20 protein-coding genes and 1 pseudogene are annotated in these 22,623 nt (G+C 38.5%); 6 read left to right on the top strand and 15 right to left on the bottom strand.

Annotation, left to right across the window (positions count from 1 at the left end):
* Positions 1-221: 221 nt before the first annotated feature.
* Both LB467_RS10150 and LB467_RS19585 read left to right on the top strand, forming a co-directional pair.
* Positions 222-1,346: a hypothetical protein gene (locus LB467_RS10150; protein WP_224473925.1), complete on the top strand. Its 1,125-nt coding sequence runs from the start codon at positions 222-224 to the stop codon at positions 1,344-1,346.
* Between the two features lie 12 nt (positions 1,347-1,358).
* Positions 1,359-1,545: pseudogene (locus tag LB467_RS19585) on the top strand (transposase); the annotation flags it as partial.
* 137 nt (positions 1,546-1,682) lie between these two features.
* On the opposite strand, the gene LB467_RS10155 reads toward LB467_RS19585, so the two are convergent.
* From LB467_RS10155 to LB467_RS10180, 6 genes are all read right to left on the bottom strand, one after another.
* On the bottom strand, positions 1,683-6,170 hold the full coding sequence (locus LB467_RS10155) for an ATP-binding cassette domain-containing protein (RefSeq protein ID WP_224473926.1): 4,488 nt from the start codon (positions 6,168-6,170) through the stop codon (positions 1,683-1,685).
* A gap of 87 nt (positions 6,171-6,257) precedes the next feature.
* A complete protein-coding gene (locus LB467_RS10160; RefSeq protein WP_224473927.1) occupies positions 6,258-7,133 on the bottom strand; it encodes a hypothetical protein in 876 nt (291 codons plus the stop codon).
* Positions 7,134-7,263: 130 nt separating this feature from the next.
* Positions 7,264-7,758, bottom strand: a complete 495-nt coding sequence (locus tag LB467_RS10165; RefSeq protein WP_224473928.1) for a hypothetical protein — start codon at positions 7,756-7,758, stop codon at positions 7,264-7,266.
* Between the two features lie 153 nt (positions 7,759-7,911).
* Positions 7,912-8,451 (bottom strand): hypothetical protein, encoded by a 540-nt coding sequence (locus LB467_RS10170; RefSeq protein WP_224473929.1) that lies wholly within the window; start codon positions 8,449-8,451, stop codon positions 7,912-7,914.
* Positions 8,452-8,604: 153 nt separating this feature from the next.
* Positions 8,605-9,057 carry a DUF4440 domain-containing protein gene (locus LB467_RS10175; RefSeq protein ID WP_224473930.1) on the bottom strand — a complete coding sequence of 151 codons (453 nt, stop codon included), beginning with the start codon at positions 9,055-9,057 and terminating at the stop codon, positions 8,605-8,607.
* Positions 9,054-9,587, bottom strand: a complete 534-nt coding sequence (locus tag LB467_RS10180; RefSeq protein ID WP_224473931.1) for a GNAT family N-acetyltransferase — start codon at positions 9,585-9,587, stop codon at positions 9,054-9,056. The genes LB467_RS10175 and LB467_RS10180 overlap by 4 nt, the downstream gene beginning before the upstream one ends.
* 375 nt (positions 9,588-9,962) lie before the next feature.
* Between LB467_RS10180 and LB467_RS10185 the strand changes: the two genes are divergently transcribed.
* The gene (locus LB467_RS10185) at positions 9,963-12,185 is read left to right on the top strand and encodes an APC family permease (RefSeq protein WP_224473932.1); all 2,223 of its coding nucleotides are present in this window, start codon (positions 9,963-9,965) and stop codon (positions 12,183-12,185) included.
* Between the two features lie 380 nt (positions 12,186-12,565).
* Here LB467_RS10185 and LB467_RS10190 read toward each other — a convergent pair whose 3' ends face one another.
* Positions 12,566-14,695, bottom strand: coding sequence for a tetratricopeptide repeat-containing sensor histidine kinase (locus tag LB467_RS10190; protein WP_224473933.1), 2,130 nt, complete (start codon positions 14,693-14,695; stop codon positions 12,566-12,568).
* A gap of 684 nt (positions 14,696-15,379) precedes the next feature.
* Here LB467_RS10190 and LB467_RS10195 point away from each other — a divergent pair.
* A complete protein-coding gene (locus LB467_RS10195) occupies positions 15,380-16,291 on the top strand; it encodes a metallophosphoesterase (protein WP_224473934.1) in 912 nt (303 codons plus the stop codon).
* A 74-nt stretch (positions 16,292-16,365) separates the two neighbouring features.
* Positions 16,366-16,710, top strand: coding sequence for a hypothetical protein (locus tag LB467_RS10200; RefSeq protein WP_224473935.1), 345 nt, complete (start codon positions 16,366-16,368; stop codon positions 16,708-16,710).
* A gap of 577 nt (positions 16,711-17,287) precedes the next feature.
* On the opposite strand, the gene LB467_RS10205 is transcribed toward LB467_RS10200, so the two are convergent.
* Genes LB467_RS10205 through LB467_RS10215 form a run of 3 tightly spaced genes read right to left on the bottom strand, consistent with a single transcriptional unit; the run spans position 17,288 to position 18,816 of the window.
* Entirely contained in the window at positions 17,288-18,271 is a 984-nt protein-coding gene (locus LB467_RS10205) for a type II toxin-antitoxin system HipA family toxin (protein WP_224473936.1), read from the bottom strand.
* Positions 18,268-18,600: a HipA N-terminal domain-containing protein gene (locus tag LB467_RS10210; protein WP_224473937.1), complete on the bottom strand. Its 333-nt coding sequence runs from the start codon at positions 18,598-18,600 to the stop codon at positions 18,268-18,270. The genes LB467_RS10205 and LB467_RS10210 overlap by 4 nt, the downstream gene beginning before the upstream one ends.
* A gap of 6 nt (positions 18,601-18,606) precedes the next feature.
* Positions 18,607-18,816: a helix-turn-helix domain-containing protein gene (locus tag LB467_RS10215; protein WP_224473938.1), complete on the bottom strand. Its 210-nt coding sequence runs from the start codon at positions 18,814-18,816 to the stop codon at positions 18,607-18,609.
* 442 nt (positions 18,817-19,258) lie between these two features.
* On the opposite strand from LB467_RS10215, the gene rlmF reads away from it, so the two are divergent.
* Positions 19,259-20,197 carry a 23S rRNA (adenine(1618)-N(6))-methyltransferase RlmF gene (gene rlmF / locus LB467_RS10220; protein WP_224473939.1) on the top strand — a complete coding sequence of 313 codons (939 nt, stop codon included), beginning with the start codon at positions 19,259-19,261 and terminating at the stop codon, positions 20,195-20,197.
* 124 nt (positions 20,198-20,321) lie between these two features.
* Here the strand turns inward: rlmF and LB467_RS10225 are convergent, their stop codons facing one another.
* The 5 genes from LB467_RS10225 to LB467_RS10245 form a co-directional block, all read right to left on the bottom strand.
* Positions 20,322-20,954 carry a hypothetical protein gene (locus tag LB467_RS10225; protein WP_224473940.1) on the bottom strand — a complete coding sequence of 211 codons (633 nt, stop codon included), beginning with the start codon at positions 20,952-20,954 and terminating at the stop codon, positions 20,322-20,324.
* Positions 20,955-21,033: 79 nt separating this feature from the next.
* The gene (locus LB467_RS10230; RefSeq protein WP_224473941.1) at positions 21,034-21,192 is read right to left on the bottom strand and encodes a hypothetical protein; all 159 of its coding nucleotides are present in this window, start codon (positions 21,190-21,192) and stop codon (positions 21,034-21,036) included.
* Positions 21,193-21,335: 143 nt separating this feature from the next.
* Positions 21,336-21,650, bottom strand: a complete 315-nt coding sequence (locus tag LB467_RS10235; RefSeq protein ID WP_224473942.1) for a hypothetical protein — start codon at positions 21,648-21,650, stop codon at positions 21,336-21,338.
* A gap of 135 nt (positions 21,651-21,785) precedes the next feature.
* Positions 21,786-22,166, bottom strand: a complete 381-nt coding sequence (locus tag LB467_RS10240) for a CHY zinc finger protein (RefSeq protein WP_224473943.1) — start codon at positions 22,164-22,166, stop codon at positions 21,786-21,788.
* A 115-nt stretch (positions 22,167-22,281) separates the two neighbouring features.
* Positions 22,282-22,623: hypothetical protein (locus LB467_RS10245; protein WP_224473944.1), on the bottom strand; the 342-nt coding region annotated here is incomplete at its 5' end.

A 22,623-nucleotide genomic window follows, 5' to 3' on the forward strand; every position in this document is an offset into this window, starting at 1 on the left:
AGCTGACATTAAAACTTCTTAGATTTAGGATCAGTGCAGTTTCTTCCCCCTCAATTATATCCAAAAAAAAGAAATTTACACCGTATACAACTGCATGCCAACTACTTGCATACTACAAACAATTCATAAAATTTTGTAAAAAACCTAAAATTTTATCCTGTTTATAATTCATGATGGATAAGTATCCTTAAATTAATAGGTGTTTTTTTAAAAAAATTGTTATGAAAAATTTAAAATTATATTTCAGTTTTCTTGCCGTATTTTCCATGCTTTTAACCTCCTGCAGCAAGGATGATGACAATCTTATTGGAGAAACCGCTAAAGCTACATTGTCATTTTCAGTTTTTTTAAATGATATGGCTGCAAATAGAACCTCTCTTAAACAAGCATTAGAAGATATTCCGGCATGCTCAGAAGACGCACCTGCCTACGTGAAAGTGGCTCTCTCCCAAAATGGTTCAGCCGTAGTGGGCACTATAGAAGATCCTGTAAAAGTAACTATAAATTCAGCCGATAATGATGGAGATGGAGTGGATGAATATTTTACTGACGAATCTGCAGATTTTGAATTGGATCCGGGCACTTACTCTCTGGAATATTTTATTGTTTTAAATGCAAATGAGAAAATAATTTGGATTTCCCCTTATGACAACGGGGGTTCTGACTTTTTTGCTGCTATTGTAGATACACCTTTACCCTTAGATATCAATTTATCTGCAGGTGTCAAAAAATATGTAAAAATGGAAGTTCTATGTTTTGACAACCGCATGGTAAACCAATACGGCTATACTTTCGATAATGATGACGATCATGGTGATGATGACGATGATGGCGATAGTAACGGTAATGACGAAGGTAACCGGGATGACGACGACGACGATGATGATGATGATGATGATGACAGTAACGGTAATGATGAAGGTAACCGGGATGACGATGATGACGATGATGACGATGATGAAGTAGACGACGACGATGACGACGATGACGATGACGATGACGAGGACGACGACGACGATGATGATGAAGTAAACGACGATGACGATGACGCCGACGACGATGATGAAGACGACGAAGATGACGATGATGATGATGACGACGACGATGACGACGATGATGATGAAGTAAACGACGATGACGATGACGCCGACGACGATGATGAAGACGACGAAGATGACGATGAAGTTGACGACGACGATGACGACGACGATGATGAAGACGACGAAGATGACGATGAAGATGACGACAACGATGATGATGATGATGATGATGATGACGACGATGACGATGATGATGAAGTAAACGACGATGACGATGACGCCGACGACGATGATGACGATAAGTAAAGCGAGAGGCCTTTAGTCTATAATAAAAGTCGGAAGTCTAAGAACCCAAATACCCGCAATGGCTTTGGTAAAAAAAGGTCCGCACTTCCTTCGGGGAATCGCAAATCCCAGTTCCCAGGGATCATAATGATTCCATTAACGATGATTGTTCCTAAACGTGAGAATGGTTGACAGTGTGGAAAACGTATATACAGAATTGCCAAAAATGTTACCTGAGAACTGGGGCATTATCTTAAATCAGTTCTTTATGATCTATAAAAAAGGGACAGACTTTAAAAAGTCCAACCCCTTTTATTATAACTTTAAACACTTTGCGGGATAGTGTCAATAAAGAACTTATTCCAAAACAACCCCTACCCCTATTTTCCCCAACAAATACGGATTATGATCAATAATCAGAATATCATTGGCTTCGCTGAGTTTTTTTAGTATCGCATACAATAGGTCAATATCAGCATAATGCAGTCCTGTGCTGGGTTCATCTAAAATATAAAGGGCATTGGCAGTTTGGTCCTGAAGCCAGTTCAATAACAATAATCGTTGCTTCTCCCCCGAAGAAAGGGATTGTACCGGCTGATCTAGTCTAAGATGCGCCAACCCGATCTCCTCCAACTGATCTAAGAATTCCAAGGTTTTGACAGGTGCCTTTAACTCCTCTAACCATTTCTTTAATTCCATGAGATTCAAGGCAAGTACCTCAGCAATATTTTTTGAATTAACAGTATGTTCCAATATATGCGCCTGGTAGCGTTGCCCCTTGCACACTTCGCATTTTTCGATCGCATTGGCGACTACATCCAGGCTGGTTTCCAAATAGCCTTTGCCTTTACAATTTAGGCACTGACTTGTTTTGGTTTTATAAGAAAAGTCACGAAGTTTTAGTCTTGTTTCACTTGCAAAGATCTTGCTTATTTCTTTCAGCAGATCTAGATAAGATACGAGTAAGGTATTCGCATGGGCTCTTAGTTTTTTAGACTCAAAATAATGTGCTTCTGCATACTTCACCCGGAACTTTATGCTTTCACAATTTACCGGCTTTTCCGTTTGAATGCTCGGAATCAAAATGTCTTTCACCAAAGTGGTTTTCCCTATTCCCGATTTCCCACTAATAGCTGTGATTCCTCCAACAGGCACTTCCAGCGCATCTTTTACTAAGGTGTGTTTAGAAATTTTTTGGATTGAAATAGATTTCTTTGCTCCTTTTAACTCGATAGCTTTGGAAGGTTTTTTTAAAAAAGGATGACAATCTTTTCGCTTCAAATAATCCTGTGGGCTTCCCTGAAAAGTAATATATCCTCCCAACTTACCCGCCTGAGGCCCAAGTTGAACCAATTGATCTCCCGCCAGGACAATCTCTTTATTATGCTCAATCACGATCACCGTATTGCCTTTTGCAATAAGTTCTTTTAGAATGCTGATCAGGTCGGGGATATTGTCATTAGATAATCCTGCTGAAGGTTCATCTAAAAGATAGGTAATGCCCTTCAGCGGTGAGTTTAACTGCTTGATAAGTGCTACCCGCTGGTTTTCTCCGCCGGAAAGCGTGGTGGATTTTCGATTGAGTTGCAGGTGATCAATATGCAATTGCTTTGCCCGCTTAATGGTATTGATCAAATGAGGTTGAATGTTAGCGATGAGTTTTTGATCCATCTCCTCCCGCTTATCATCAGCTGAAAGCCAGTTTTCCAAAGCTTTAAAATCCATTGACCTGATTTCGTGAATGGTTTTTCCTCCAATTTGAAAAGCCAGTCGTTCCGGCTTTAATCCGCTTCCCGCACAATCGCCACATTCCGCAAGGGAGAAAAGTGCCTTTAGTTTCTCGATATTTTTATTTTTCCGGGTTTTATAATATTCTTCTTTTAAGTAGTGGAAGAGCCCCTCCCATTGCATGCTAATCGCCTGAATACCTTCCCTGGTTTTGGTCTTATATACCCATTGGGCTTTCCATACTGTTTCCCCGGCCCCATTAAACAGTATGTCTTTTTGTTTATCGGTCAGCTCCGTAAAGGGTGTTTCCAGGCTAAAGCCATATTTGGCACCCAGCTCTTTTACGATTGCCATATACTGGCTACTCGCCTGTCCGTAATAAGACAGGGATTTGTTGTGTTCAAAGAGTCCATCAGCAATACTCTTGTTTTGATCCAGCACTATTTTATTCAAATCGGGCAACAATTCCTGCCCCATACCATCGCAGATGGCACATTTTCCCAGTTCGTGATTATTAGAAAAATGACTTGCTGATAATTCCTTTCCTTCGTACTGCGCTTTTCTGGAAAAGGCAAAACGCAAAATTTTATCTATCCCCGTTTGTTTGGCGATATCAGAACGCTCTGTAAAGCTCTTTTCTTTACGTGTAACGCAAATGGTAGGGCTAAGCCCTTCAATATGATCTAATTCAAATTGAAAATTCACCCCTACCCTGGACTGCTGATAACTCGAAAATTGTTTGGTCATTTCCTGTAGTCCGTAGCCATGCAGGGTATCTATCACCAAAGAGGATTTACCCGAACCGGAAATCCCTGTAATCACAGATAATTGATTTTTTGGCAGGTCTATGTCCAGGTCTTTAAGGTAATGCGTTCGAGCCCCCTTTATGGAGATCGTATCCCTGCGTTGATCCGGTGCTTCTTTTAGAGCCTGCGCTTCGGCTTTTATGAAATTATCTACCAAAGTATCGGAAGAGAATTGAAAAAGTGGATTGGTCTCAAAACAAATAATACCGGCCGTTTGATTTTTGAGCTGGTGCAAAGCTTTTAGCAGTTGCCTCACATTTTGCTGATGCAATCCAATACTGGGTTCTTCCAGCAATAAAAGCGTCTTTTTTGATTTGGCAAAATGTTTAGTGAGTTTAATACGCTGAGCTTCACCTCCAGATAAGGTGTTGGAGGGCTGGCCAAGTTTGATATAACCCAGGCCCAATTGCAGCATCAAAGACAGGGTTTTGGTGATTTTCTTCTCCCCTGAAAAGAAATCATAAGCTTCCGCTATACTCAGATTATAGATTTCTGCAATGTTTTTATTGTTCCAATGTACTTCCAGTACATCAGGCTTAAAACGCTTTCCATTACAGGTGGGACAAATCTGGTTGATAGTGCCCATAACATTCATAGAGAGGGTGATAACACCCGCACCTTCACAGGCTTCACATCTTCCGCTCTTGTTATTAAAAGAAAAGGCTCCTTTTGCCAGTTTCAGGGATTTAGCTTCCGGGGATTTAGCCAGTAGATCACGTATTTTATCGGCTAAGCCGGTATAAGTAGCAGGATTGCTTCTGGGCGTTTTCCCAATGGGTTGATCTGATACCGTCAGCAGTTTTAAGTTCTTTTCTTCACCATACTCCGAAAGCTTTTGCAGTATTTGAGAGGTTTTTCTGCTCACTACAGTCAGTTCCCCCGGTTGCGGCTGAAATGAATCCTCTGGTTCCCGTTTAAGTTCCGTATCAGATTTGGATGTTGTTTTTTGTAATTCAGCTAAAGTGGGACTCGATAAGCCTTCCGCATTTAAAAATTCCCGGGTCGGTCCGTTAAAAATCACTTCTCCTCCAAAATCACCGGCAGCCGGACCTAATTCGACTATCCAATCTGCAGATTTGATAAAGTTCAAGTGGTGTTCTACCACCATAACCGTATTGCCCCGTTTTATCAATCGATCGAGAATATGGAATAAATAATTTTGGTAATCTTCAGATAAACCGATGGAAGGTTCATCAAATACATAAAGAATACCCTGCAGGCTGCTGTTTACCTGCCTGATTAATTTAATACGTTGCGCATCACCGGAAGAAATATCGGTACTTGGGGTACTCAACCGGTATTCCTCCATTCCCAATCGTATAAGATCGAACAACTGCGTGCAGATCTTATCAACCAAAACCTGTTCCCCGGCAACCAGGTCCTGGCTTTTCAGCCTGTTGTATAGGTCGTTTAAGGGAAGGTCCATCCATTCCTGAAAGTTCAGACCTTTCCATTTATATTTCAGGTGTTCAGCTTTAATCCGCGCGCCCTTACATTTCGGACAGGTGCTGGAACTGGCAAACTTTAAGATGTTCGGGTTACGATCCCTTCTTAAAATATCTTTCATAATAGGAAGCATGCCTTTATAATAGCCTTCTTCCCGGGGCTTTGCCTTTAAGCCTTCCCATCTTAACCGGGATTCCAAAGTATGTTTTCCGAAGAAAACTTTAATGCGATCACTTCCATTTAAAACCACATCTTTTTGTTCATCTGTAAGCTCCTTCCAGGGAATATCTACATTAAAACCATGTGCCTGGCACACTTTATTCAATTCATCTACCGTGATCTGAGAATAGACGATATAACCATTAGGTAAGGTAGTGGTAATGGCCCCTTCCCTGAGGGTTTTATTTTCATCTCCAATCAACTTATCAAGGTCGATATATTCTGCCTCCCCAATACCATGACAAGCCTCACAAGCTCCTTTTGGGTGATTGAAAGAAAAGAACGACTTGCTCATAGTCTCCGATCCAGAATATCGGGCAAATAAAATTCTGAAGACAGCAGCGAGCTCAGACAGGGTGCCAAAAGTGGCATTAATAGACTGGAAGCGCTTCGATTGCTCCACCTTGATAACCGGTGGTAAGGCTTCTATATCATCCACTTCAGCGGTGGGAATTAACTGAGCATTTTGTTGGTTATATGCCGGGAGGCTCTCCAAAAAATAGCGGTATCCTTCATTTGCAATAACGTCCATAGCAAGGGATGATTTCCCGGAACCCGATAAACCGGTTACCACAACCAATAGGTTTTCAGGAATGCTTAAAGAAATATTTTTGAGATTGTTTTGGTGGGCATTAATGATGCGCATAGAGGCTTACTGTTTCTCTTTTTGAAAAAATAAAAATAGGAAGATTATACAGCCTAAGATGGGCTTTTAAGGAAAGTATAGCATAATTTATACTCGCTCGACTTTAAGGTTAGCATATTTTTTCTCTGTCATCTTGTAATGTAGTTTTAAAAAATTCATACCATAAAAGTTTAATACGTGATCAGCTCTTAATACTCCTTCTTCATCTTCATAGACCTTTATCCATTCGTGCATAGCTTTTACGAACTTTGCCCAATATTGTCCTTTATGGTTGGTTAAGGTAAAATAGAACCCATTATCACCAAACTTCCTTCCATCTGAACTTAATAGTAAAGAGCCATCTTCTAAGACTTCCTTCTTCATCACTACTGAAGCATTGCCATTTGGTAAAGGAAAAACTACTTTTAACAATGGATTTTTGTAGTTCGGATTTTTACAGGTTGTATAAACTCCGGAGTAAATAACATCTCCAGAGCTTTTTAATTTTCTATACCATATAGTCCACTTTGTCTTTTTATCTTCTTTAGATTTTAATTTAATTATTTCACTGTTTAATCCTTTTGCTGAATCTAAAGAACTTAATGGTAAGTTTAGTTGTTGTAATCTTTTACTAAAAAGAATAACTAATAAGCCTCCAAACGGCTTAAAAAATCCTTTCCACTCTGACCAGATTTCAAAATTATAATTAGAGGTGTTTTCATAAAAATCAACGACAGAGTTTTTCAGTCGACATTTTTCATCATTTGAAATACCAATTCCCTCTATTGATTCCAAAAGACCTGTATCTTTTTCATTTCTAATTATTTCTAAATTTTCTTTAGATGCTAAATCTTTAATGAATTTATCTTTTATGATATCCGTTGCTCCAATTGGTCCAATTAGCCATTTATGTTTTTCGAGATCTATTTTTCTTCCAGTTACTTTTACCCATTTTTGTGTTAGTTGATCTTGAAATTTGTTCATTTTTTTCTTTCTAAAATATGGTAGATAACGAGGAAGTATATACAAAGTAAGTGATCTCGGCTTTCAAATTCATCAAACTGTGACAACTTTAAAACGGACCAAAATCCTTGAATTGTTAGTGGTTTTTAGTTTAATTACCTATTCGGAATGCTCTTTCAGTTGTATGAATATCTCTAGTCCCTTTGTATTTAAAGCTGATTTTCACCAAAATATGAGTCCAATTTGATGGGATTTTTGTTACAATGGGAAATCTCTGTTTTACTCCTGGCCTAACGAAAAAATAATTAAACTTTTCCGGTATCATTTCCCAATTAGTTTCTAAATCAATAGGGAAAGCAAGTCGAGGTTTATAATTGTCCAGTTCCTTTAATTCAGAATCCTTATCAATTCCCCGAATTCTTAGCCTCATACTTTTAAACTTTTGCTCAACATTTCCTTTATTCTCTGCTATTGCTCCAAGTTCAATGATTCTGTCGGAATTCTTTACTCCTAGATTCTGAAAATCAATATCAAATTCAATTCTTTGTCTATGTGAGCCTTCTCTAAAAAACTTATAATATGTGAAAAAAGCCGCTAGAACAACTAATCCAATTTTTATGGTTTCGAATAAAATGGTTAGTTCCATTGTCATTTCTTTTAATTGCCAATAACGGTCTCGAATAACACAAGATGGTGGAGTACTGGCCGCAAATTTGTCGGCTTAGACCCGGTTGTTGGTGAAGTTAATTATTTTCTTCAAAATATTCTCGTCAATTTGCGCTACGTTGTATGCTTTTGTTTACCGAGTTATATCTAAGTGCTTAGTATTTACCTGGGTAGTTACAATGTAGTATAAAAGAGCAGTTAACACAATAGGGATTAAGATTATACCATATTCTAATTTTATAGATTCGATTATATTATTAGGTAGCCTTATCAAAATAAAGATTGAGAAGAATCCTATGATAATAGTTAATGTCTGAATTAAATGGCGAATAGTTTTTGTAGTTGCATCTTGCTTCCTTTCAGGGTTTTTTAGACGAGTCGTAGCGTAACCATCTGTAACTTGAAATTTTTTTTCGATTTCAGAAAGCCTAAGCGTATATTTTCTAAGCCTGTTCATAAATATTTTATCAATAACAACTAGAAAACCAATTATTATATAAAGAAGAAGTAAAGAAAATAATTGTATTATATAATCATTCTCAATTCCATTTAACATTATTGCACCTACTGCTGTGATAGCCAATAATATTAGGTTTAATCGATTCGACTGATAAATTCTAAAATTTTCTGCGATAGATGTGTACTCTGCAATTAAAAAATTCTCTTTTTCCATTGTACATAAATTTAATATTTATTAAATAAATGAAGCACAACTCGTTATATAATCTATTCTATATTTCTACAAGCTTATTTTTTGCGGATAACCCGTACCTTACTGCCTGAGGTAGTGCGAAATCGTGAGACCTAAGTTGGAAGAATTTAATTTTCACTCTTTAACTAGCGTAGAATGTAGCAGCTGCAATTTCCATCCCTCTTCAGTGAGAATGGCGGTTGCGCTTTCCAGCCAGTTCATCTCTCTTACAACTTCATCTCCGGCCTTAAATTCAGCTTTATTGTAATAAGCCACCCAGGCCATCCTGCCTTCAATTTTTAGCTCTATAAAATCAAAAGAATTTATCCTTTTCACCTGTGTTTTTTGTTCTCTGGCTCGCTCTACATAATTTCTCATTTTTTCCATATTCCAAACCTCTCCGGTTTCCAGTAACAAGAAATCCTGAGTGCAATAGGTATCAAGTGCCTGCGGATCCATATCAGAAAATATCTTCTGAAAGGAATTTACAATAAGATCCTCGATCTGATCTTCATTGGTCTTCTGGGAATTCTGGCCTATAGCCGTTACCGCCAGGAACATTATTAAAATCTGAACTATTTTCTTCATTGAGTATGCTTTGTTATATTTTCCAGCTCTATTTCAAAATAGCAAACATCGGCATTCTCATAATGAGCCGGTAAGCCTTTTGAATCTTTCAGCTTCTTAATTCCAAGAAAATTAAAACCGGCCTTGCAGTAGTGGGAAATTAATTTCAAATTATTACCACAGGTATCCAGTCTTATAAATTTTTTATTGTTTTGCTGTGCATATATTTTCCCCCAGCTAAGGATTTTGGAGACAAAATTATGCCCCCTAAAATGAGGGTTGGTTGCAATTCGATGAATATAAATGGCCGGATCTCTGTTCTTTTCTTGCCATATTTCAGCATCGCTAAAGGTTACCGCCCATATACAGGCTATGCTATTATCAATTATGATCTTAAATTGCCTGTTTTCCTCCAGCTCTTTAACTACAAGGTCCCGACTAAATTCGGGCCACTGATTTTCAGGGAATTTAATTTTTTGGAATTTAGTCGCCTCTTTATATAATCTAAAGATCTCTGCCAGATCATTGCGGCTGCTGTTTTCTATTTTCATTCAGGTTGTTTTCAATTCTTAAATCCACAGCCTCCAACCCCCATATGGGGAGAAATATCCATGCTGATAAGATCCATCGCAGTATACTTTTAAATTTAGTAAATATAGAATTTCTGATCCGGAATTTTTTTATCGATAATAAAATTCGCTATGATTACAGAAACCTTGAATCCTGAATGTTGAACCCTAATCTAACTCACTTCCAGAATCCAGTTTCTCCAAAAGTTCAAAATCTTTTCTCTTGTCTCTTGTCTCCTGATTCTTGTCTCTTGGTTCTTGTCTCTTGGTTCTTTTCAATGTTAGGCTCACTCATTTTGAAAGTAATGACTAAATTTAGCATAGATAAACGCCTGACCACCAAATTTTAAATTCAGTATGAATACAGAACCATCCACTTCAGTAACGGCACGTACAATCGGATTTTTCGGAGCCTTAGGCATTGGCGTGGGTGCGATGGTTGGGGGCGGAATACTGGCCCTGGCCGGGGTGGCCTATGCCGTGAGCGGGCCTTCGGCAATCCTGGCCTTTGCGCTAAATGGCTTAATAGCCTTTATTACTGCCCTCAGTTTTGCTGAGATGGCTTCGGCGAATCCGCAGTCGGGTGGCACTTATACCTATGCCAAGAAAGCGTTATCGCTTCAGGTAGCGTTTGGGGTGGGGTGGATCGTTTGGTTTGCTTCTCTGGTAGCTGCAGTTCTGTATGCTCTTGGATTTGGGGCCTTCGCTTTGTTTGCCCTTCAGCAAATTCCGTCAGACACCCTCAGTGGGATCCTGGAGTTTGGAATGCTCCCGGTTTTGCTGGCCCTTGCAGCCATAGGTTACTTTGCTTTCAGCCTTAGCAGAAGTTCCGGTGATGGCGGTGCCGTTATCAATATTGGTAAACTCGCTGTATTCGCAATACTTATAGCCGGCGGACTAGCTGTTTTTGTTCAAACACCATTCAGTCAGATTACCCAAAGCCTCGACCCGTTTTTCTCGGGTGGATTCAGCGGAGTGATAGCTGCGATGGGGTATACATTTATCGCCCTTCAGGGGTTTGATTTAATAGGTTCTGCCGCAGGTGAAATCAAAAATCCGGAAAAAACGATCCCTAAGGCAATGGTGGGAACACTTGCAGTTGGACTTGCAGTTTACCTACCCTTACTTTTTCTAATGTCCACCGTAGGTGTACTGCCGGGGGAGTCAATAACAGAAATGAGTCGGGAAAATCCTGAAACCGTTTTGGCTGTTGCTGCGCAAAACTATCTGGGCGCTTTTGGGTTCTGGCTGGTTCTGGTCGCGGGTATATTTTCAATGCTATCAGCTTTACAAGCCAACCTCTTTGCTGCTTCACGTATCTCACTGAGAATGGCAAAAGACCGTACCTTAAACCATCATCTGTCAAATATTGATGAAAGATTCGGAACACCTGTAACTTCCATATGGGTTACCTGTGGAATTGTAGCACTTCTTGTTATGATCCTGCCGGATCTGGCGGCAGCCGGCGCGGCTTCCAGTTTAATCTTTCTTATCACTTTTGCACTGGCACATCTCATTATGATCTTAATGCGAAATCGCGGATATAAAGAAAGTGAAACCTTCAGAGCACCCTTTTTCCCTGCACTTCCCATCGTGGGAATAATCACTTGTTTAGGACTGGCTATATTTCAGGCTATTGTGGTGCCCGCTGCCGGAATTATTGCCCTGTTATGGCTCCTTATAGGTGCCGTTCTGTTTGTATCCTTTTTTGTAAAAAAAGCCCGGGCTATTGAAGCCTCTGAACAGGCCCTGGATCCGGATCTTATCCGGTTAAGAGGATTAAGTCCTCTGGTTCTGCTCCCAATTTCAAATCCTGCAAATGCGGAATCCATGGTTTTTCTGGCAAATGCACTGGCGCCTCCGGTGGTAGGACGGGTCCTGCTGCATTCCATCGTTATCCCAAGCACCGAAAAAGACGATCTTGAGAAACGACTTTTATCAAGCCGCGATGTTACCCAGTACGCACTTAAAGCCTCTTTTGAAGCAGGTTTACGCCCGGATAGCCTCACCACTATTGCAGACCATCCCTGGGAAGAGATCGAACGGGTGGTCGAAGTACACAATTGCAGGAGTTTGTTGTTGGGGCTGAGTGACCTCAACGATTTTCAAACCAACCAAAATCTTGAAAAACTGGTGAAACACGTGAAAGCAGATGTGGTAGTTTTCCGCCAGCCTTACAGCGGCTGGAAAATTACCGAAGCAAGAAAAATCCTTATTCCGGTAGCGGGATTTGGAAGTCATGACCCGCTTCGCGCAAGAGTTGCCGCCAGCCTGTGGCGTGCCTCCCAGCCCGAGATCACATTTATACAAATTCTGCCCTTAAATACACCCCGTGAAACAATTCAAAAGAATAATTTAAACCTCTCACGTTTCGCGGGCCGCATCATTCCCGGAAAGACTGAAGTGCATATCATCCCCAATGATGACGTGGAAACTGAACTAATAAAGCAGGCTTCCGGGCATGATCTGGTAATAATGGGATTGGGTACAGCCGGTAAAAATGAGAAAGCATTTGGTCACCTGGCACTTGCACTGGCAGAAAAAACCGAAACGGCATTGATATTTATAAGTCAAAAATAATGGATATAAAACAAATTCCTACTACCATAGCATTCAAGCTCTTGACTGGACCGCATCAAAATTTAAATTCCTATGTAGACTAAGGACAATACCTGGCTTCAGTTCCTATCATGAGCTTGTTGATTACCTGCCACTCCCCAAAGGTTTAATAACCCTAGATCTTCGATCACCTGACGTTAAAACGAATAATGATTAGATCTAAAACTCCACCCGATTTTAAGCTAATTGCAAGATCCTTTGTTTTTTACTTCGACAGCTGATAATTACTTACAAGTACGGAAGCTGAAATATGTAAAATCCGTTCTAATTCCCGAATCATATCAACTGTCAATCTTTTCTTTTTATTTAACCGATAAAATTCCGAATATTTTTTTCGCTTATTATGCACTTTTCTGGATGGCAAAATCAAATTCTACATGAGTTCCTATATCACTGCGTTCCCTCATCTTCCCGTTAAGTTGCCGTGTAAGTAACTCTATCAATAGGGAGCCGAAACCGGTGCCTTTGGGAGCAAGTCCTGCTGTTTTCCCAATCCCGTTATCGCTCACTTTTAGTTTTAGATTATGCTCCCTGTCCTTTTCCAGGCTAATATTGATGACTCCCTGTTGTTCTTGCGGAAAGGCATATTTGAGCGCGTTGGTAAGCAGCTCGTTTACAATAAGGCCTATGGGAACAGCTGTGTCTACATCCAGCTCCAGGTTATCCATAGCACATTCAATTTTCACCCGGTCTTCGGCATTGAAGGTGTCTAGAATACCCTCGCTCAGATTGATAAAGTAATCCTTCATTTCAATACTTCCCAGATTTGTCCCCTGATATAATTTTTGATGAATAATGCCCATCGATTGTATTCTATTTTGGCTAGCAATCATGGCCTCTTTAGTGGCAGGGTCATCTATTTGAGCCGACTGCAAAGCAATCAGGCTTTTTACCATTTCTAAATTGTTCTTGACACGGTGATGTATTTCTTTAAGGAGCAGTTCATTTTCGGCATTGTGCTTGTCAAGCAATACATTTTTATGGGCTAACTCTTCATTCAATGTTTTTAGCTTTTGATTACTACTTTGTTTTAGTTTGTAATTACGATATAACAATCCCAGTAATAAAACACCAATAGTTAAGGCAATAATATAAATAGTTTGTTGTTGCTGCTTTGCAGTAAGCTCTTTCTCTTGCTCGAGAACATTCTCCTGTAATTCCTTTTCACGAAGGCTTCTTTCATTTCTTTCTACTTCGATTATATCGTTAGCCTCTGACCATTCGATATAGTATTCAAGAGCTTTTTTGTAATCTCCTATGAGATCATAAACACTGTACAATTTCTTGATAAAATGTGCCGTATTTGCTTTGGTATTAATTGCAATTGAGGAATTCCTGGCTTTTTCATAATAGGCTATTGCTTCATCATATCTGCCTTCCGCCATGGCAATGTCACCTATACGGGAATGTGCAAATTGATAAGTATCAATCGTAGTCAGGTCATATTCCTCCAAAAGTTGTATAGTTTTGATCAGGTATGATTTTGCTTCTTTATATTTTTCCCTTTTAATCAGGTTATTGCCCATTGAGTAATAGTGCCAGGTATGATGGAAAGGATTGGTGATTTGAGGCAATAGCTCATGAAACTGGTTCATAAAATAGTCAGACGAATCGGGATTTGAATCTCCAAAATGATAAGACAATAGCTTATAGGAGATGACAAGGGCCTCATTCTTTTCCGGGTAATTTGATTTTTGATAGCCAATCATACTCTCCTTTAAATACTGAATTGCTTTTTCTTCTTCTTCAGGCAAACCATATTGATAGAGAAACCTACCTTTATCTTTCAATATTTTAAGCTGAATCTCAGGCCTGTTATCTTCTTCGAGCAAGTCCAGGGCTTTTACAAAGAGCTCCAGGCCCGGTTTTGGTTCTCCTCTTATAATTTTTATCAAAGCCCAGTTGATCAATAAATCATAACCCAGGACCTTGTCTTTCCTGCCTTCCGGGATTTTTTCGTAATAAGCCCAACCTATGGGTGCCAGGGAATCCACTACATTAAAGTTATGAGACCTATTCGCTCTATCCGTGATGTCCCGGTACAGATCAGCCAAAAGCTCATATTGTAAGGGCTGGCTATTCTGGAGGAGTTGCGCAGCCATATCAAAATAATAGACCGTGCTGTCCCTGTTAAAATGGGGCATTTCTTTAAACCACAATGCCTTGTCCTGGTAGGCTCTACTCAGGGCCGCAACTTCATCAGAAGAAAGGTCCTGGCCAAGGTTCTTTTTTTTCAATTGCAAACTACTAAGTTTGGTTTGATACAAAGGTGTTTTGACATCCAATATCTCAAGAGCTTCATCTGCACTATACAGAGAACTGTCCACATTTTCTACTGAAGTTTCATTGGTGCGCATCCAGCTAAGAGTTGTATCTACAGATGCATAGGCGTCCGGAATCTGTACTTCTGGAAAGCTGAGGCCGGTCCAAAAATACAGAAATAGAAATGGGAAGATTATCTTATACATCATGATTATTAAACCGGGGGAAATAATAGATGTTAAGATACGACAAACTCAAAGAAGAATTTGCTTTCTGTAAACATAAGCGACTGAAATACAATTAGTTTAGTTGATATCACAGGCGTGGCTTGATGCTGGCGAGTATCAGGTTGAGGGACTTTTGATCAGGTGATTTGAAAGATAATTTCGGTATCATTTTTTCTGTTTGCCGTGTTTTTAATCCTAATTTCTACTCCGATTAAGACAGTACGGGGTGGTGCAGGGGGAAATAAGTAAATCAAAAACCTCGGGGCAAGCCCACGAGGTATGTCCCGATAATAATCGGGGGAGAAATACTTTTAAAAAATTCGAGGCAAGCCCGCCTGAATGATTCGGGCAGGCCTCGGAGAACCTGCCCGAAATAATTTCATTCAGGCGGGTTAAACCCTCAATGAGGGATTAAATTTTCGATATTTTTATCGAGTAGCTATAAATCTCACAAGCATTCTTTCATTGACCTTCTAACCTCAATGGGAATTCCTTTTAGAGTGCCGGCCAGGAAATCAAAGTTATAATATCTGTTAATCACAAATAACGGGTATTCTAATAAAAAGTGATATTTTAGAGCCTAAGTAACAAACAACCAAGCCGATAAAGCGTCCCTACTCCACTCGACTTGCAACCAAGATCAATAAAATAAAATGACGATTTATAATGATAGACTTCATTGGAGACATTCACGGGCACGCAGACGAACTTGAAGAATTACTACTTAAGTTAGGCTATAAAAAAAGTGACGGAGCTTATTCACATCCCAGCAGGAAAGTATTATTTGTTGGCGACTATATTGACCGGGGTCCTAAAATCAGGGAAACTCTCAAAATAGTTAGAGCAATGGTTGATAGTGAAAATGCAATTGCCTTAATGGGCAACCACGAATACAACGCACTTTGTTTCCATTTAGAAGAAACCGAAGGCGGACATCTTAGAAAGCATTTAATTAAAAATATCATTCAACATTACGAAACGCTCAAACAATTTCAGAATAAACAAAGTGAATATGAAGAGTATTTGGATTGGTTCATGACACTTCCCCTATATTATGAAACTGACACATTTAGAGCTGTCCATGCCTGCTGGGATCAAAACAACATTGACTTTCTTAAAAAGACATTTGTAAACGACAGATTGACTGATGACCTTATTCATCAATCGGTAAAGAAAGGAACAGAATTGAATGAGGCAATTGATCAAACCCTAAAAGGTAAAGAAATAAAAATGCCGGAGGGACTTTCTTTTGAGGATAAAGACGAAACAAGAAGAACTGAAATAAGAATAAAATGGTGGGAAGATCCTTCAAAAATGACCTACAAGTCAATAAGCGTTCACCCCCTTGAAGTATTACCAGAGCAACCAATTCAATTATCCGAATTAAAATCCCTTGACTATTATCATGGTGCTGACAAGAAAGTATTCTTCGGGCATTACTGGCTAAAAGGTGAGCCATCTCTTTACAAAGACAATGTTTGTTGTTTAGATTATAGTGTTGCAAAAGGTGGTAAGCTCGTCGCTTACCGACTGAACGGGGAAAATATTTTGGACAGGAAAAACTTAATCTATGTTTAAAAATTAGATCATATAGCAAGCAATATGCTTGTCATAGTGCATCATCATTTGGCAACATAGGAACTTCAAAATGATTGAGAGAAAGCAACTTAAAAAAACCTATGACAACCGGGACAAAAAAATTTCATTTAAGAGTTTACGAGAACTCTCATTATATGGACGAATCCGAGGCATACAACCATGGACAGTATAATACTTACGAAGATGCTTTGAAGGCAGCCAAAGCAATTGTTGATGAATTCATGAAACATAATTGGAAGAGAGGCATTACGCCAGAGTCTTTAATTGGACAATATTCCCTTTACGGAGATGACCCAATTATTCTACCTAACGAGCATGGAAAACACGAACGTTTTTCAGCACGGACTTATGCAAAAATCAGTGCAGTAGAGATTTGTCGTAAATTAGAAAACAAATAAATAAGCACAGACCCTTTATCAGGAAGCAATAAAATTTGCGGCAGAGAAACACCTGGAGCAGGAACAAAAAGTTCCAGGAACAGACCTTCAATATTTGTATCAATCAAAACAGATTACTTTCCAATACAGAAATCATCTTTTCAGGGATTACCTAGACTTCCCTTATTTTGAGGTACAAACCAGGTACACGCCATTTCCAGAAAGTCAAAAAAAAATGATAAAATGTTAGCAAATATGTCATCTTGGTGAGCTCACCGGTTATTTCACCAGTGTTCTCCTTTAATTTTTGCTATTTCGATTCACTAATAATTTCTCCGGTTAGCTCATCAATAAAATTATTCTGATTCTGATTGGAATATTCCAAATCAAGCTTAGCAAGTTTTGATTTCTCTATCGCTCAGATCCTGGGCGTTCACTGTTATTGAGAAAAGGCCTAGAAGGATAATTAAATAAATTTTCATGAGATCTTTTTAAATCTTAAAAGAATTCCAAAATTCAGGATTATAATCAACGCGTTTTGCTTCTCATCGCCATAGAATTTATATTCTATCTCTTCTACTTCGAAATAAAAAAAGGATTAAGACTTTATTTTCTGAAGTTGTTTTAACCGGTATTGATAATCCTGAATATAATTTCGCTGGGTAGCTTCTTCTAAAAAAGATGCCTGGGTTAATTGGATAATTTTCTCTGAATGCTCCATCATGTCTGTCATTATCTGTTCAAATTGTTTTGGTTTTAGATCTACCTGTTCTGCCAAAATTTTAAACTGACCTGCGGTCGTGGTTTGCCCCATACTTTTTGGTAATAAGCCATCTTCCATGGCAAAATCGCTATCACCTACATGGATGCGAGTATTGAGTAAATCGTAAGCTGGACTCAACCGGTGATCTCCCATAGGGGTTTCCAAAATGGCGAAGTTTTTTAGGTGGGCATCACCGTTAGAGAACAAATAATTAAATAGCAGCAGTTTAAATAATTTAGGGATTTCCACACGATAAGCCGGTAGGAATTTTTTCATCAAATGAAATAATTCGAGATAATTCCCTTCGTATTTATAGTGTTCACCGTGTGTCTGTGGAGTTTTACCGGCAAGGGTGGCAAAATCTTCTTTTGCTTTCTTCGAACCGTCCGGGTTTACATCAAAACGTTTTGTTATATAGGCGGGAGCTTCATTTTCAAAAAAGATAATCGCATTTTCGGCAGTTTCAATATTGTAGACCTGGCGCGCAATCTGCATGGTTAAATGCTCATTGGCCGGCATTTCAAAATTCTTCTTGCCAGCATTGGGAACCGGTTTCAATATATGGGTCCCTTGCTCCCCTTCTTTGACAAGACGTAACTTATTTTTTTCCAGAAGTACAGAGAATTTTTCCTGCACCCCTGAAATAGAAATTCGTTTTTGATTGTCTTCAAAGAGTTTATCGGTTTGCAGATTAGAGTTTGGCGCATCATAAGGCAATACGTGTGAAACTTTACGCCCATCAAAAACACGCTTTAAACATGTTCTGCTATAAGTGCTAAATCCTTCTGCTAAAGTTCCTGGGCAGTGATCTATTTTCATTTAACCTCTTTATTTTTTTTGACAGTAATTGCACCTACCGTATCATAACGAGCGGTAGTCATAAGAATTCCAAAGTAATCATCGGAATCCAGCCGGTTAGCCTTACACACCGTTTGTCTATTAGTTCCTTCCGGAAGCATATTGTAAAAAAAAGGGAATAAGTAATTAGCGTTATGTTCCGGTTGGGATCTTGGCAGGGTTAGACTAATAGATGGATTCTCCGGAACAGCCAACCAGGCTTCCAGGTACTGAAAAGTAAAACTCCCGTCATCGTGCTGTTTCAGAATACCAGCTTCCTTTCCTTTATAACATATAGTCGCTTGCCTCATTTATGCCTATACTTTTTTGACCTGCAATGTGATTTCCATACCAAGGACATCTGTGATTCTTTGTAAAGATTCCAGGGTCGGATTAGCCTGACCGGTCTCAATTTTATATAGCGTATTGATCCCGATATCAGCCATCTCTGCTAATTGTTTCTGGGTAACCCGCATATTATCGCGGCGTTGCTGAATCAGCTGACCAATCTTTTGTATCGCTGCCATAGGTCCTTTTATTTTTCACACCTCTAAACACACATTATACTGTGGAATTAGACATCATAAATATGATTAGTATCAAAATTACATTAAAATCCACACTTTAATGTGAAAATTAAATCATTTATGTAATTGGCAAATAAAAATATACAAAAAACCACATTATAATGTGATAATGAACGTTGTTTTTAGAAACTAATAAGCACTCTGTCTTGAGGTAATGACTCAATTCGCGGCCGATGGTAACGTTGTAATTGCTGTAATATTGGTGATTTTTTTCCTTTATTTGAAGTGTGAATTAGTAAGAAAACCATAGATAAAGTTGTAAACATAATATTTACCTTATAAAAAATAGCAGTGGCAGATATCCAATTCTTATATTGAGTACTTTCCAAGGAAACTAAACTTTTGCAAATTTGTAATTATCTAAAGCATATTTAAGCAACCTATGCCATCAAACAAAACCAGATTACATAATCGGAATAGAAACCGGGAACCTTATGACTTGAAAGCCTTGGTCGATGCTATTCCAAAATTAAAAAACCATATTAAGCTCAATAAATATGGAGGTGATTCAGTAGATTTTTCAAACCCAATCGCCGTAAAACTTCTAAATCAAGCGCTCCTAAAGCATTATTATGGCATAGACAATTGGCAGTTCCCTGATGAGAATTTATGTCCACCAATTCCGGGTAGAGCTGATTACCTTCACTATATTGCTGACTTACTGAGCGAAAGCAATGCCGGTAAAATAAAAAAAGGTAGTCAAGTTTGTGGTCTTGATGTAGGAGTTGGAGCAACTTGTATCTACCCTATTATTGGCGTTACAGAATACGATTGGAACTTTATAGCTTCTGACATTGATCCCACATCAATTGCCTCAGCTGAGCAAATTATTAATTCAAATCCATCGCTAACAGGTAAAGTTGATTGTCGATTACAAAAAGATCCGTCTGCAATTTTTCAAGGGATAATCGATAAAAAAGATAAAATTGATTTCACCATGTCCAACCCACCCTTTCACGCCTCCACTGAAGAAGCTCAAAGAGGCAGTCGACGAAAAATAAGGAACCTCTCAGGAAAAAAAGTAACTGAAGCTAAACTAAATTTCTCAGGAGCTAAAAATGAACTTATCTACGATGGTGGTGAATATAAATTCATCAAAAACATGATTCGCGAAAGTGAAGAATTTGCTAAAAACTGTTTCTGGTTTTCAACTTTGATATCAAAGCAATCTAACCTAAAGGGTACTTATCAATTACTAGAAAAAGTAAAACCCAATAAGCTTAAAACCATTTCTATGGGAACCGGCAATAAAAGCAGTCGAATTGTAGCTTGGACGTTCCTTTCAAAGGAAGAACAAAAGGTATGGAAAAAAGAGTGGTAAGCTAACTAAGCGGTAAATTTCCATCTTAACAACTGATCAGCTAACGAATATAATTTTTATCCTTGAACCTTAATTAGCTTTGATTTTTTTTGATAGTATATCCAGGTAGGTGACTTAAAAATTTTTAGTCAAGGATACCATATTTCTTATATCTCTTAATCAATTTAATTAGTCCCTGCATCGAAATAGTTTCGGCATTGTTTACGTAGCTCAAACCCTTTTGATCAGCACTCCTGGTTACTGTTGCAATTCCTCTTACCGTACTTTCCGAAAGAAGTTCCTGGGTATTAAGATTATAAATCTTGATCATTATTCCAGCTTCATTTGTTTTAGTGATACTCCCCATTGCAGGTTTAGAAGGAAAGGAATTCATTTCATTTCTAATCATGTTTGATTGCACGTTGATTAAATAGTCTTTACCTGTGGCTGTTTTTAAATCTAAAAGGTATTCTTTGGAAGGGTCAAAAGTTAGTTGTGCCGGAATCAGCATTTCCCTCCTTAATTCATCTATAGTAAATAATGAATCCTCCAGGATCTTTTCAAATTCTCTGTGTGCTATATTACCAATCCTTTCTTCATTATAGTTGGTGTAAGGCCTATTAAGAATCCACTCTCCCTGAGTAAAATCGATCATTCTTCCCCTTTCAAATTTGTAGTGGTATTTGGTGTTGCCACAGGAGCTTAAAAGAAGCACTAAAATGGCCAGAGCCATAAAATTTTTAAATATCACCGAGAAGGTATTAATCTGAAATTTCATTCTTTATGGGGGTTATTGAAACTTATTTTGGTTATAAAATCGGATAGCTTTCGAATTTATTTAAAGGTTTGGAATCAAGTTATTCGCAGGTAGATTTTAAATTTGTGCGGCCGTTTTTTTCTTCCATTACAAAACCATTGTCAAGAAGTGGCTTAAAGCTTTGGCGCCCGGTAAAATGCCACAACATATGCCCATAGGTACACCGGTCAATACGTCCCTTTTCAAGTTCGTTCTTCATAAGTTGCTTTAATTCTTCCCAATACGGTTTTGGAGCGTGAACCAGGAGAATGGCAGGACTAAACTCAGGATCAGAAAATTCCTTATCATAATATTGCTTTATTCTTTTGGTACTCGGGAATCCATATTTTTTGGTGATCTCTATTATTCTGGCCGTGTGTTTAGCATCCTTGGGGCCAATATAATCCCTGAAATAATTTTACTTAGGCTATCATTTTCAAATTGTCGCTCTTTTATTATTTCAACTCGAAGGCTATCCGGTAGAACTTCTAAACTGTCTGTTTCATTTTTGTTTAGGGATTTGAAAATAAGATATTCACGCAGGAGCTGATCATAACCGTACATGAATTCCATTTCCTCAACAAGTGCAGCAACATCCTGCTTAAAAAGGTTTTCTTTAGTAGACTGAGAAAAGCCTGTTGTGGTGATTAGGAAGAAGAGAATAAATAAGTTTTTCATTGGTTAAAAGTTGAATTCAGGGGATTTAATAAAATTTATTGTTGATAATTATAGCAGGCGCGAAGTTCCATAAAGTCTTAACCAGTGACAGATGGGACGTAGCGGGATACCTAAGCAGTAATAAACAGAAGTACATCAACTGCCCTTTGTTTCCGAAATGCCATCATCGGTTTCAAAATACAAATGATAATGATTGCTGCAGCCAGGATTAAAGCTGGCTTCACAATTTGGGCAGGTATTGCTGGAGGTCATGTATTCTATAATACTAAGCTCGTGGCCACAAACGCCACATAAGATGGCTTTTTCTGAAAAGGCTGTTTTAGGCCATACCTCGTGTTCGTGGTTGGCCTCTTCTTCATGGCAGGAAAAACAAGGATAGTATTTATCGCAGCATTTAAATTTAATTGCGATTACATCCAGGGCTGATTGCCAATGTACACAGCGGGTTTGTTTGTCTATAGACTGGCCATAAACAGTCGTCCCTTCAATCTGAAAAATATTAGTAGATTTTGGCATTTTTTCCTGAGAGTAAGTATGGTTGAAATAAAACAATAATATAACTAAAGACAGCAGCTTGCCTGGCCTATAAACAGGATTGGTAAAATTCATGGTTCGGGTGCAGTGGTTAGGATTAGTAGGTGAATTTGTATCTTCTTATTAGTGTTAAATCATCTTCAGTATAAAGACGGTGTTCTTTAATGTTATCGTATGTATCATAGTCATATTCATTTTTCTCTATGCGTATTTTTATAGTATCTCCCTCCTTGAGATGATACTTCTTTGAACGCACAGGATCATTTTTAGAATTATAACTCTTTTCATAAATGTTATATAGTTCATCATTAGTGGCTATTTCGGAGTGATGGTGCCACCTGTTTCGGTCAAACAGTGCCACTTTGAAAGATACTGCAATTATATAAAAAATTAATGTTACTCGTTCTTTAAAGCTCCTTTTCTTAATGATTCTCCTTTG

This window comes from Salegentibacter tibetensis (assembly GCF_020164485.1).
GTDB lineage: Bacteria > Bacteroidota > Bacteroidia > Flavobacteriales > Flavobacteriaceae > Salegentibacter > Salegentibacter tibetensis.